The sequence below is a fragment of the Peribacillus sp. B65 genome, from assembly GCF_058513295.1.
In genome coordinates this window covers 2,234,531-2,247,255 of record NZ_CP195840.1, presented here as the reverse complement: position 1 = coordinate 2,247,255, position 12,725 = coordinate 2,234,531, and the positions used below count along the sequence as shown (strand labels likewise).

The 12,725-nt window shown below is 43.0% G+C and carries 10 protein-coding genes; all 10 read right to left on the bottom strand.

The features are described from left to right. Position 1: 1 nt before the first annotated feature. Positions 2-1,483, bottom strand: coding sequence for a sugar ABC transporter ATP-binding protein (locus tag ACSR9O_RS11010; protein ID WP_491725463.1), 1,482 nt, complete (start codon positions 1,481-1,483; stop codon positions 2-4). An 18-nt stretch (positions 1,484-1,501) separates the two neighbouring features. Further along, entirely contained in the window at positions 1,502-1,894 is a 393-nt protein-coding gene (rbsD, locus tag ACSR9O_RS11005) for a D-ribose pyranase (RefSeq protein ID WP_491724388.1), read from the bottom strand. Continuing rightward, a complete protein-coding gene (rbsK, locus tag ACSR9O_RS11000) occupies positions 1,891-2,775 on the bottom strand; it encodes a ribokinase (protein WP_491724387.1) in 885 nt (294 codons plus the stop codon). The genes rbsD and rbsK overlap by 4 nt, the downstream gene beginning before the upstream one ends. Beyond that, positions 2,772-3,758, bottom strand: coding sequence for a LacI family DNA-binding transcriptional regulator (locus ACSR9O_RS10995; RefSeq protein WP_202190609.1), 987 nt, complete (start codon positions 3,756-3,758; stop codon positions 2,772-2,774). Before ACSR9O_RS10995 ends, rbsK begins: the two co-directional genes overlap by 4 nt. Before the next feature lie 531 nt (positions 3,759-4,289). Then, complete coding sequence (locus tag ACSR9O_RS10990) at positions 4,290-6,101, bottom strand: IucA/IucC family protein (protein ID WP_491724386.1); 1,812 nt, start codon at positions 6,099-6,101, stop codon at positions 4,290-4,292. A 22-nt stretch (positions 6,102-6,123) separates the two neighbouring features. Then, a complete protein-coding gene (locus ACSR9O_RS10985) occupies positions 6,124-7,452 on the bottom strand; it encodes a lysine N(6)-hydroxylase/L-ornithine N(5)-oxygenase family protein (protein ID WP_491724385.1) in 1,329 nt (442 codons plus the stop codon). Continuing rightward, the gene (locus ACSR9O_RS10980) at positions 7,427-8,011 is read right to left on the bottom strand and encodes a GNAT family N-acetyltransferase (RefSeq protein WP_491724384.1); all 585 of its coding nucleotides are present in this window, start codon (positions 8,009-8,011) and stop codon (positions 7,427-7,429) included. Before ACSR9O_RS10980 ends, ACSR9O_RS10985 begins: the two co-directional genes overlap by 26 nt. Then, on the bottom strand, positions 8,001-9,803 hold the full coding sequence (locus ACSR9O_RS10975) for an IucA/IucC family protein (protein ID WP_491724383.1): 1,803 nt from the start codon (positions 9,801-9,803) through the stop codon (positions 8,001-8,003). The genes ACSR9O_RS10980 and ACSR9O_RS10975 overlap by 11 nt, the downstream gene beginning before the upstream one ends. A gap of 2 nt (positions 9,804-9,805) precedes the next feature. Then, entirely contained in the window at positions 9,806-11,314 is a 1,509-nt protein-coding gene (locus ACSR9O_RS10970) for a pyridoxal phosphate-dependent decarboxylase family protein (protein WP_491724382.1), read from the bottom strand. A 7-nt stretch (positions 11,315-11,321) separates the two neighbouring features. Then, the gene (locus ACSR9O_RS10965; protein ID WP_101223952.1) at positions 11,322-12,674 is read right to left on the bottom strand and encodes an aspartate aminotransferase family protein; all 1,353 of its coding nucleotides are present in this window, start codon (positions 12,672-12,674) and stop codon (positions 11,322-11,324) included. Positions 12,675-12,725: the final 51 nt, after the last annotated feature.

Genomic DNA, 12,725 nt, shown 5'->3' with positions numbered 1-12,725 from the left:
CCTAGTTCCCTCCTGTCGCCAATGCCATAATTTTTTCTTGCGTCGCTTCCTGCTTTAACAATTCCCCAGCAATCTCACCTTCGTGAACGACAAGGATTCTATCACTCATTCCAATGACTTCCGGAAGCTCTGACGAAACCATGATGATGGCGATGCCTCGCTCCGTCAATTCATTCATCAACTCGTAAATTTCACGTTTTGCGCCAACATCTATGCCTCTTGTCGGTTCATCCATAATTAAAACTTTAGGGGAAGTCCCGATCCATTTGGCTATTACCACCTTCTGTTGATTTCCTCCGGATAGATTGCCGATTACCGTTTCAGCAGAAGATGTCTTTACATGAAGCCGCTTAATCATCATTTCGGCAAAGTTCATCTCATCTTCCGTTTTTACGATTCCGTTAGGAGCAAAACTTTTGAGATTCGGCAAGCCGATATTTTCCCTTACGGAAAAGTCCAGGATCAATCCCTCTTCTTTACGATTTTCCGTAATGAAAGCCAGGCCGTGTCGAACTGCATCCGTTGGTTTTCGTATGGAAACCTTCTTGCCTTCAATGACGATTTCACCCCTGTCTATTTGGTCGACACCAAAAAGGGCACGCATTATTTCTGTTCTTCCTGCTCCCATCAATCCGGCGACACCGACAATCTCACCTTGGCGAACCGCGAAATGGATATCTTCAAAAAGCCCCTTTTTAGTTAAACCTTTTACATCAAGGACTATGTCGCCAAGGTTCGCTTCACGATGAGGAAAACGATCCTCCAGCTCCCGCCCTACCATTTTTTGAACGACTTCATCGAAATTTGTATCTGCAATTCTTTTCGTATCGACGGTTTTTCCGTCACGCATTACGGTGATCCTGTCACAAATGGCGAATATTTCTTCCATCCGATGAGAAATATAAACAAGCGATACACCCTTTTTGGTAAGACCCTTCATCACTTCAAAGAGCTTCTCTATTTCCCTATCAGTTAAAGCTGCTGTGGGCTCGTCCATGATGATGACTTCGGCATCCGTCATGAGCGCCTTGGCAATTTCAATCATTTGTTGTTCCCCGACAGAACAAAATCCGGCTTCCTTATCAAAAGGAAGGGAAATATTAAGTGTTTTAAAAATCTCGTTTGCACGCGCTTTCATTTGTTTCGTCTTCAGGACACCGAAGGCATTCACCATTTCCCTGCCGATAAATAGATTCTCCAGCACGGTCATTTCTGGCCAAATATTCAATTCCTGACGGATGAAGGCCATTCCCGCCTCTTCCGCTTCCTTTGAATCCTTGAATGAGGTTTCTTTACCGTTAATCTCGATCGTTCCTTGATCTTGTTTATGCAGCCCGGTCAAAATGTTCATCAAGGTTGATTTCCCCGCACCATTTTCTCCCATTAGCGCATGTACTTCCCCAGCCTCTAAAGAAAAATGAACACCTTCCAATACCTTGTTTTGACCAAATGCTTTATAAATATTGTGCATTTCAATTTGCATGCTCATCATCTCATTTCTTTAAAAGAATACTCCAGACTGCAATATGCAATTTGAATATGGCGTCGTCTCCCCGGTCCGGATTATTGCTTTCGCGTTGCTTGTCAGCCTTTTAAAATCCTCATGGGAAACATATTCAATCGCTGCTCCGAATTGCTGCTCCATATATTGATGCTGTTCCGGGTTTTTAACCTTCACTTCTGTGGCAGCGATAACTTTTTCAACAACCATATCTTCGTGAATTGCCCGGACGACATCTTGAAATGATGGTATTCCAGGCGTCAATGCTAAGTCTATCTTACAAACTCCAGGTGGCACCGGCAGCCCGGCATCACCTACGACAATATAATCGGTATGACCAAGGTCAACCAGGACCTTGGCTATTGAACTATTGATGATTCCTTGACGTTTCATGCTTCAAAGCCCCTCTCGACCTCTATCCTTTGCGGCATGCCGCCTTGGGCTCCTAACTTCGTCACGGAAATGGATGCTGCCCGATTCGCGAATACCAAACATTCGTCAAAACTTTTTCCTTCTGCAACAGCCACGGCAAAGGCAGCATTGAATGTATCCCCTGCGCCTGTCGTATCCACCGCTTCCACTTCAAAGCTTGGAACAACCTTTTCTTCATGTCCGTCAAAATAACGGACGCCATTTTTTCCTTCGGTAATGAATAATTTATTGGGATGCTCAGTCAAGACTTCCGTTCTATCTCTCCCATTGAATAGTATTTCGAATTCATGTTCATTTGGAGTAAGGAATGATGCCTGTTGAATGACAGCCTCACTTAGCTTGCGGGCGGGAGCTGGGTTCAAAAGTAATCTCTTTTGAAGCGTGCTGCACAACTCAGCTAGATATTCCACCGTTTCCTCAGGTATTTCCTGCTGAACCAACACGATATCCGATTCCTCTATTACCTTTTTCGCCTTTTGTACATATTCAGGAGTAATGAAATCATTCGCACCCTTTACGACAATAATGCTGTTATCACCTTCCGAAAGGGTAATGTGTGCTGTCCCTGAAGCGAAACCTGTAACCGGTTCCACATACTTCGTGTTTACATGATTTTTTTTCAGGTTATCTAAGATGATCTCTCCATACACATCATCTCCTACACATCCAACCATCGACACTTCTGCACCAAGACGTGCCGCTGCAACAGCCTGGTTGGCTCCCTTTCCTCCAGGAACCGTGATAAATGACTCCCCTAAAACCGTTTCACCAGCCATTGGCCGCTTGGCTGATGTCACAACTAAGTCCATTGAGGAACTTCCCACTACTGCAATTCTAATCATGTCTTCTCCGCCTTCCTTCTCGTTGTTTGTCTCTCCACAAAAGAAACAGGGAGCTTTTCATGTGTTACTTCCAATTTTTCTTGATTGATCCTTTTAATTAGCATTTCCGCGGCTTGTGCCCCCATCTCATAGGCTGGCTGCCTAATTGTAGATAACGGCGGGTGCAATAACGCTGTGAAGGCGATATCATCATAGCCGATCAATTGTATGTCTTCCGGTATCCGTATTCCCCGTTTTAAAATCTCTTGAAGTGCGGCGGCTGCAACAATATCATTACAAGCTATGATTCCATCCGTTTCCGGATATTGCTCGAACAGCTGCTTCACGCAAGTTTGGCCGCCTTGAAGAGTTAAGGATGAATCCATGACTTGCACGTTAACTTTTGCTTGTTTCAATTCTTCGTATGCTGCCATGTACCGTTCATAAACAGGCTTTATTTCGACTGGCCCCCTAATGAGGACGATATTCGTACTGCCTCTATCCAGCAATACGCGTGCTGCCAGCTTACCGCCTGTCTTTTGATCAGAATAAACAGCTGGTAATTTCTCTGCTGTACGGTCGAGAAGGACAACTGGAATATCCAGATTATCAAAATTTTCATTGGCTTCTTCACTAGTTGAAGCAATCATGCCCACTACATTATTTTGCAGGAATGTGTCGATATATTCTATTTCTTTATCTCTCTTTTCATCACTATTTCCAAAAATTAACCGATAACCAAATTGCTGAAGATAATCCTCCACACCTCTAGCCATTTCTGGGAAGAAAGGATTCGTAATGTCCGGCAAAATCAAACCAACCAATTTGGATTTACGTTTGTAGAGGGATCTTGCCACTTCATTCGGTTTATAATTTAATTTCTCAACAGCTGCCATGACCACCTTTTTTGTGTCCTCATGTGCATAACCACTGCCATTCATAACTCTGGAAACCGTTGCCACAGAAACCCCGGCTTCCTTTGCCACATCCCGAATAGTTGCCAATATATCACCCTCAATAATTTTGTGTAACCGTTTACACATAGCTTATCACCAATTTAAATGCACGGCAAGCCCTCTTCCAAAGATATTTTTTGGGGAATTTGACCCAAAATCGAAGACATGATTGGAGTGGAAGGTACGAGACTCCTGCGGGAAAAGCGTGTCTAGGGAAGACCAACAGGCCAGGCGTAAGCCGAGGAGACTCCCTGACCGCCCGCGGAAAGCGAGTGCCTTGAGCGGAAATCAACGGTCAAATTGTAAGGGCCATAATAATACTGTGGAAAGGTGGTTGGAACACAAATTAACATCTTCAACTCCTTAGATATGGATTCTATCTAAATTTAATAACAAAGTTGATTGGAGCGGAAGGGGCGAGACTCCTGCGGGAAAAGCGTGTCTAGGGAAGACCCCACAGGCGTAAGCCGAGGAGGCTCCCTGACCGCCCGCGGAAAGCGAGTGCCTTGAGCGGAAATCAACGGTCAAATTGATAAACCCCATAAGAAAACTGGCTCAAAAGTCTGAGCCAGTTTAACTTTATAGCGTTTTTGCAGGTAACTTTTCATAAAGGGCATTATTCACATGCCCAAACTCAGATGCATGCGGACGGTCTTCACCATCGCTATACCCATATTGAAGCATCCGATTTCTATTCAGGCAGAGTTTTGTTAATTTTGGCGCAAAGAAATTGAATGTATCGAAACGATCCTGTAACATAGGGAATTTTTTCTGATGTGTCAGGATTGTTAGGGCGACGCCTTCCCAGAAAGCATTCTCATCCAAAAGGGACCTCTTCATCAGAAGTGTTGACAAGTATCGGAAATGACAGATGAATAGTCCCGTGAAAATGAATTGAACAAGCCCCTCGGGAGTCTCACTTCTTAGTACTTTCCTTAAATCATCAGGAAGGCTGCTTAATTCAGGAAGCGGCTGATCACTGACGTTTACATCATCTACAAAATCCTTGATGGCCAAACGGTGAGGCTTGTAATCCTTCAAAACTAATATGGTATTTTGACCATGCGGTGAGAAGACCAATCCATATTGATAGATAAAATGTAGTAATGGTGATAGGATGACGTCGAATAATTGAGCTGTCCAGGCTTCTGCAGTCAATCCCGATTTTTCAATAAGGCTTTCCACATATGGTTTACCTTTGCTGTCCACATGTAAAAGGGATGCAAGCGTAATGGGCTTTTCGCCTTCCTCCATATAACTGTAAATACTTTCTCTCCAAATCCCCCCCAGCATCTCTAAATATTGATACGGTACATTCTCTAGCTTGGAATAATACGGGTGATCAACATTTAAACTGGCCACTTCACCAGGAAGCACTACTTTGCATTGTTCTTTCAAGAATGAGTCATTTTCATAAATGTTCTTTATATACGCTGTGATTTTTGGGGCAATGACTGTGCGTTCAGCTGGCAATCCACGGTAGACTAGCGTATTTAAAATGCTCATTGGCAGCTTGACATGGTTTTTATCCTTGTTCGATACATTAACAAATGTCCGGATGGATTGTTGCGGCAAATACTTATCGGGACCATTTCCCAAAGCTACGATCAGCCCTTTAGCCAGGTCATCGGTAAAGTTTTGGATGATTACATTCTTCCACTGCCATTCATGAACAGGGAGGTAGTAATAGTTTTCTGCGTTCAGCCCTTTTTCCGTCAATATCTTTGCAAATGATTTTTGGGTTTCCCCATCCAGTTCATTCTCCATCAATTGCTTATAAGATAACGTTTCGACTGAATTGAATTCACCCCTCGTTTTATGGACGGCAATCCAAGATAACTGAACTTCCTTCTGGTTTTCTGGAGCGAACTGCAAATAATCATCATAACCGAAACCGATTCTTCCCTTGTTATAAGCAATCCAAGGGTGACCGCTCATTTCTCCTTCAAGTAATGCATAATCCAGTTCGACTAAATCATCCGCATCCTGTTCAGGTTTGGAAAGCAGTTGGAGATCCGCAAGCAGCGTATGATGGAATTCTTTGATTAAATGTCCTGTTGTTTCTGCAGTCATCCCAATTAACGGCTGGATGTCCAAAATGAATTGAATAGCATCCTTGGCCTGTGTAAAGCCTTCCGTTTCATATACCTGGATCGACTCAGCCTGTACTTCGTAGCTGTCAAAAAGACGGGGCCTCGCCAAAAACCGATAAGATTTCCCCTTATTTATCTTTAACTCATATAAGTTTCCTGCTGTATTTTCGTTCAGGACAGCTGGATGGATCATATCTTCATACATATACTCAGAAATCATCTTGGCCAGCAGGTTTTGGTTTACTATCGACCAATTTTTTTCTGAAACTGCCTGTTCCACTTCATTTATGAACTGCATATAAATTCTCCCTTCCCTTCTCTTAGTAAGCCATGACGGGTGTTTTTACACGGAATGACTGAAATGCACCCTTTGGCTCGGATGGATAAACTTCTTTACCTGCCAATTGATTGATGATAATAGAATTTCGGAATGCTCCTAAGCCTAAATCCGGTGCACCCACACCATGTGTATGTATCTCGCCATTTTGAATAAAAAGATGATTCGGTGTAGAGATGGCCATTCCTACCCGATAGTCTTTCGTTATTGCAAGTCGACCCAAGTCATCGCGGACTAAATGGTCCTCCATGGTCTCAAGGAATGCCGGAAGGGTTGATTTATAGCCCGTCCCAAAAACGATCGCTTCTGTATCCACATCAAATTCGCTATCTTCTACCCACTGTCGGCATTTCAATTCCCAGCCATTTTCAGCAGGGGTAACCGCTGCAACTTCCGTCATGGCCCGAAGTTCAATGGACAGTTCCGCATTTCCAATCGATTTTTCATACATCTTGTCAAAAATTGCTGCGATTGTAGTGGCGCTGATGCCTTTATACAATAAATCCTGTTTTGGCAGGATTTCATCCTTTTTTTCCTGAGGCAGCCGATAAAAGAAATCAAGGTAATCCGGCGTGAAATATTCCAATCCGAGTTTTGAATATTCCATAGGGAAAAATCCCTTGGATCTTGTATACCAGTTTAGCTGGTAGCCATTTTCCTCCTGCTCATTAAGCAGATCCAGAAAGACCTCGGCTGCACTTTGTCCAGATCCGACAACCGTTATGGATTTTTTCTTTAAGATATTTTCTTTATTCCGTAAATAATCGGCCGAATGCAGGATGCTCTCTCCCATATATGGATGAAAAGCCGATGGAACAGTCGGGACGCTGCCAATTCCCATGACTACATGACGGCTATAATAGACTTCGATCTTTTGTGATTGTGCATCCCTTACACTGATTTGATAGCAGGGTTCATCTTGATCCCCTATATATTCAACCGCCTCCACCGCTTTTCCAAAACGGCAGCTATCAAGTTGATGGGCAGCCCAGCGGCAATAATCGTTATATTCTTTTCGTGGAATCAAGAATTTTTCAAGGAAGTAGAAATGATAAAGCCGATCATGCTGCTGTAAATAATTCAGGTAACTATATGGACTTGTCACATCTGCCATGCTAACCAGATCGGCAAAGAACGGTACCTGCAGAGTTGTCCCTTCCAACAGCATCCCTTCATGCCAATTAAATTCCCGCTTTTTCTCAAAAAAGACGGCATTCACCTCCGGGGTTTTCTCCAAAAGGGCCGCAAGTCCAAGATTAAAGGGACCTATCCCTATCCCTACCAGGTCATAGATAGATTGTTGCTTCTCCATAGTTCCACTTCCTCTCGAAATTCTCCCGTGTACATGACATTAGCAATGCCGTTTTATCCGGGAGCTCAATTTCTTTAATTGGGGTAAACCCGCATTTTTCAAATAAATGAATCATCTTTGCATTCCTGATATCCGGTTCTGCCATCACTTTGTTTGTTGTTGAAGTCAGTAGTTGGAATTTCACCATTGCACGTAAAAACGGCAAAGCCAGTCCTTTTCCAAGGTAATCCGAATCACCAATGAGTAAATGAATGCCTTGATCTCCCTCTTCGGTTTCATAATAATCTTCGATGATATCGCCTTTTACCCAATACGATTCCCAATAGCTCATGGGAATGGAGTCCAGACAGCCTAAATAGAGTGTTTGGTGTGTATCAGCCAATGCCTTTTTTAAATGAACAGCGAATTTTTCTTTTGTGAAATTCAAATTCCAGTAGGGTATCACATGATCTTCATGCATCCATTTATGCAATGTATCCAAATCCCTCTCAAATTCAACTTTGACAAATGAAAGCTGCTGATTACAGTCCTTAAGCATTTCTTCATAACTATTTTTCATGGACGGCCATAACCCCCTGTGCGAACGGATTATCAATCGTTGTATAAACGGATTGTGTCTCAAGTGAACCGACAAGCTCATCCATATCATGAAAACGTGTCAGTAAATTAGCCTTACAAGATAATTCCCGGGCATGAAGCAATTTTGAAACAACTCGATTCAAACCTTCATCTCCGCTTTCCGTGCTGCATGTTTCCAGTTGTTCCTGAACGAGCTGTAACAGTGTTTTTTCTGATACTAATCCTTCCGTACCAAAATTATTGATCAGGCCTAATAGGTGATTAAAGAAGAAATAGTATTGAAGTCTTTCTTCAGCGACTTCATCAGAACAAATCGTGAAGCTTTTTTCACTTAGTTCAGGCAAGATCTTCAGCAGCCTGTCCACTTTGGACTCACAGTAGTAATACCCTTGATTATCACGATAATAAAAAGTGGCTGGATACCCATCTTGAAGCTGAATGATGGAATTTTGTTGATGGGCCTCCAAAACAATTCCATACTCTTCAAATAGCCAAAGCATCGGTTTCAATGTCGTTGACAGATAGGTTTTGAACCAATCCTTACTCACTTCTTCAGTACTGCGGTTTTCATCAGCTGATAATTTGCGGATGATCGCTCCAAGTCTTGATGGGGCACCATAGGCATTATCCTGACATAAGCCGGCAATCAGGATTGCTTGTTTATCGTTTTCATAAAAAGGGTTTTCCCGAATATCAACATCGAATCCTGATTCTTCCTCGGTTGTTTTGATCGTTAGGTAAGCAGGGTCCTTGATGATACGGAAGGAGGGGTGCCGTTCTTTTAGATCGTCGCCCACTTTAGAATCTATTAATTTTGCAATTTCGACACCACGATCCAATTCTTTTTGCAGATTTGCACGTAAAGAATTCGTGATTTTAACCGGAACGGAAAATTTGTACATATATTTCGATGTGGGACTATATACCGTTCTAAATGAAGAGGTGGCCGTGAATTTTTTTCCAAGCGGTCCGGCATAAACTAGTGTCCCTTGCTCGAGTAGCCTCTTGACCTCTTCTTTTTCGATAAGCACTTTTGCCTGGAGCGGGTGTGCCGGGATGATGATATATTGGCTTTCCTTTTGGCAATAAGTTCTTCGGAATTCACTGGAAATCTCTAGGTCACCGGCTAATTCCTGTTTAATGATCTCACTTGCCGATGTGACTTCACTGGAATCCTGGATGACAATTGAAGGTTCTGCCAGGAAGTAGTGCAGCTGAAACTCCCCTTTTAATTCGGGTGAATAGATCCATTCATCTTTTTCTGAAATTCCCTGCTTACTTTTCGGTGTCGGGTGGAACAGGTGCCCGAATAATAGCGACTGCTCTGCTTCGATGTAGGTGAAATCAGGGCTTTGAAGTGCATCAACGTCTTCTGTCCTGGCTTCAACATACCGTTGAATATTTTGGCTGCTTAGGATGACGCGCAGCATCAACTCATCTTCACTATCCGTCCGGCCCTGCTCATTCAATAATTCTTTAGAAACAATCGAGACCATTGTCACGTAATCTAATTCATGCACTTGTTTGGATGCAGTTTGATAGTAAATCGGGAAGTTAAAAATATGACGCCCCGTTTCCGACCAATATTTAAGCGGAACAAGCAATTCAATATCTTGGGATATGAGCTTACTGACCATTAATGAATCCGAAATGGATCCCTCCAAATTCGGCCAGTTTTTCGTTTCTTCTAAACTGCAATTTCCGGTTTCCCGGAAATAACAATTCAGAAAGCTTTGCATCGTCGCCCTTTCAGCTATTTGCTTACCATTCATATTCATTCCTCCATCATCTTGAACATTTCACCTAATACTCGAATTTCGTCTAAAATTTCCTCTATGTGTTCAAGCCTCGTCATTGGATTCAATAGTGTCATTTTTAAATATACCTGGCCTTCAAAACGTGTTTTTGCTAAAAATGCACGTCCGCTTTTCAGTAATTCTTGCTGAATCTGTTTATTTAATAGATTTACTAACTGATCACTTTCTCCTTCGGGATTATAACGGAATACAACCGCATTCAATTCAGGTTCTTTATTCAATACTGTGAACCCTTCCTCTTTATCGATCTTCACAGCCACTTCACGTGCAAGGTGACAAGTATAGTCGATCATTTCGGCAAAGGCATCCAGTCCAACGACCTTCAATGACATCCAGAGTTTCAGTGCGTCGAACCTTCTCGTCGTTTGAACCGATTTATTGACTAAGTGAACCATGCCCTCCGCTTCATCTTCCTGTGGATTCAAGTAATCGGCGTGATGCTGGATATATTGAAATGAGTTGCTGTCAGAGACAAGAAAAGCACCGCAACTGATGGGTTGATAGAATAATTTGTGAAAATCGACCGTAATCGAGTCCGCCCGTTCAATTCCGCTGATTAACTCTTTGTAATCCTTACTTAAAATCATCGCGCCTCCATATGCGGCATCGACATGCAGCCATATCCCATTCTTCCTTGCAGCTTCGGACAATTCGTGTAACGGATCGATTGAACCAAAATCCGTTGTTCCACAAGTTGCAACGATGGCAAAGGGAAGTAAACCCTGTTCCTCTAAATGCAGCAGTTGTTGATTTAATTCAGCTACGGACAGACGGTGATTTGAATCCGTTTTAATCGTGATTACAGCCTGTTCACCCAGCCCCAACTGTGCCGCTGATTTACGAACCGTAAAGTGGGCAGCCTCGGAGCATAAGATCCGCAATTTTTTCGCCTCGACCGGCAAGCCATGCTGTTGAACGTCAACACCCCAGAATTTCTTACAATAAGCGTCCCTAGCCAATAGCAGGCCCATATAATTAGATTGGGTTCCACCGCTTGTGAAAATCCCATCCGCTTGTTCCGGCAACCCTACCTGACTGCAAAGCCAATCTATTAAACGCTCTTCAACGAAGGTTGCCGCCGAGCTTTGGTCCCATGAATCCATGGATTGATTCAACGTACCGATAATCATTTCGGCAGCCACCGCAGGTATTAATGTCGGGCAATGCAAATGTCCGATACAAGCAGGGCTATGTACATTGATGCTGTCATTAATAACAAACTCTGCCAGCTCATTCGCTACCGCTTCAAGTGTCTTCCCTTTTGGAGAAGCGAGTGTCAGCTCGTTTAATCTTGCTTCGATTTCATACGGTTTTTTCCCAGAGTATGGTGAATTATTCCCTTTTAAAAAGCTGGTCAGCTTTTTTTCAATGATGTTTAATGACTGGCTGTAGTTATTGAAGCCTTCTTCGTTATTCAGGAAAAATCGAGAATAGGCAAAATCCGTTTTATTTATCATTTCGATCATTGATCATTCACCCTCTTGCAACAGCTGCACGAACAGCTTGTTCAAAAATTGCAGTGGCCTCGCGAAGCTGGGATTCCGTAACGATCAATGGAGGCAAGAACCTCACTACACTTCCATGTCTGCCGCCAACTTCGAGAATCAACCCTCTTTGAAAACATTCCTGTTGAATGGCACTGGCAAGTTGCGAATCAGCAGGATGGCTCCCATTCGCATTTTGCGGTTCTTCATGATTGATCATTTCCACACCGATCATTAATCCCCGGCCCCTGACATCCCCGATCTGCGGAATATCTTTTTGCAAATCTTTTAAAATATCCTTTAAGATTTCTCCCATTTTAGCGGCATGCTCCACAAGATTCGTCTCTTTCATGTATTTTAAAGTTGCTGTTCCCGCTGCCATCGCCATTTGATTTCCGCGGAATGTACCGATATGTGCACCTGGAGACCATAAATCCAGCTCTTTGTTATAAATAACCACCGATAATGGAAGACTTCCGCCTATTGCTTTGGATAGTACAAGAACATCCGGAACGATACCTGCATGTTCAAACGCAAACATTTTCCCTGTACGGCCGATACCTGATTGAACTTCGTCGATAATTAGCGGAATGCCCTTCTCTTTCGTTATTCTCCTGATTTCCTTAAGCCATGGAATTGGAGCTGGAATGGAACCTCCCTCGCCTTGTACTGCCTCCAAAATCATTCCTGCAGGCGCCAATAATCCTGATTCGGGATCGTTCAATAGATTTTCGATATACTGGCTGCTGATTTTATGGCTTTCTTCTCCGCCTATTCCAAAGGGACAGCGATATTGATAGGGATACGGCAGGAATTGTACATCCGGCATCAACCCTTGTATTTTTTCCTTTGGCTTTGTATTGCCGCTGATTGACATCGTTGCATGCGTTGCCCCGTGGTAAGCTCCTTGGAAGGATAATATGCTTCTATTGCCTGTCGCTGTTTTAACCAGTTTAAGTGCTGCCTCAATGGCATCTCCGCCAGTAGGACCACAGAATTGAATTTTTGCATTTTTCCTGAATTCCTCAGGCAGGCATTCAAAAATTTCATCGACGAACTGCTCTTTGATCGGCGTCGTAAAGTCCAATGTATGTAAAGGACGTTTATCCTTAAGAACTTTTTCCATTGCTTCAAGCACAGCCGGATGATTGTGTCCGAGCGCTAATGTTCCAGCCCCGGCAAGAAAATCAATATATCGTTTTCCATCCATGTCCGTTAGGTAAATTCCCTCCGCTTGATCGATCGCCATGGGTAATCTTCTAGGATAAGATCGGGCATTTGATTCCCTTGTATTTTGTTGTTCCAGTAGTTGATCATTTTTTGTAAGCATATTCGTTACCATAGTGAACCTCCATGTATTGAATTAATTGAGAATAATTATCATTATCATGGA

Bases quoted from the DNA above. Each gene is read 5' to 3' on its own strand.
- ACSR9O_RS10990 (WP_491724386.1), bottom strand. From the start codon at position 6,101: ATGCAGTTCATAAATGAAGTGGAACAGGCAGTTTCAGAAAAAAATTGG.
- ACSR9O_RS10970 (WP_491724382.1), bottom strand. From the start codon at position 11,314: ATGATCGAAATGATAAATAAAACGGATTTTGCCTATTCTCGATTTTTC.
- ACSR9O_RS10975 (WP_491724383.1), bottom strand. From the start codon at position 9,803: ATGAATGGTAAGCAAATAGCTGAAAGGGCGACGATGCAAAGCTTTCTG.
- ACSR9O_RS10965 (WP_101223952.1), bottom strand. From the start codon at position 12,674: ATGGTAACGAATATGCTTACAAAAAATGATCAACTACTGGAACAACAA.
- ACSR9O_RS10980 (WP_491724384.1), bottom strand. From the start codon at position 8,011: ATGAAAAATAGTTATGAAGAAATGCTTAAGGACTGTAATCAGCAGCTT.
- rbsK (WP_491724387.1), bottom strand. From the start codon at position 2,775: ATGATTAGAATTGCAGTAGTGGGAAGTTCCTCAATGGACTTAGTTGTG.
- rbsD (WP_491724388.1), bottom strand. From the start codon at position 1,894: ATGAAACGTCAAGGAATCATCAATAGTTCAATAGCCAAGGTCCTGGTT.
- ACSR9O_RS10985 (WP_491724385.1), bottom strand. From the start codon at position 7,452: ATGGAGAAGCAACAATCTATCTATGACCTGGTAGGGATAGGGATAGGT.
- ACSR9O_RS11010 (WP_491725463.1), bottom strand. From the start codon at position 1,483: ATGCAAATTGAAATGCACAATATTTATAAAGCATTTGGTCAAAACAAG.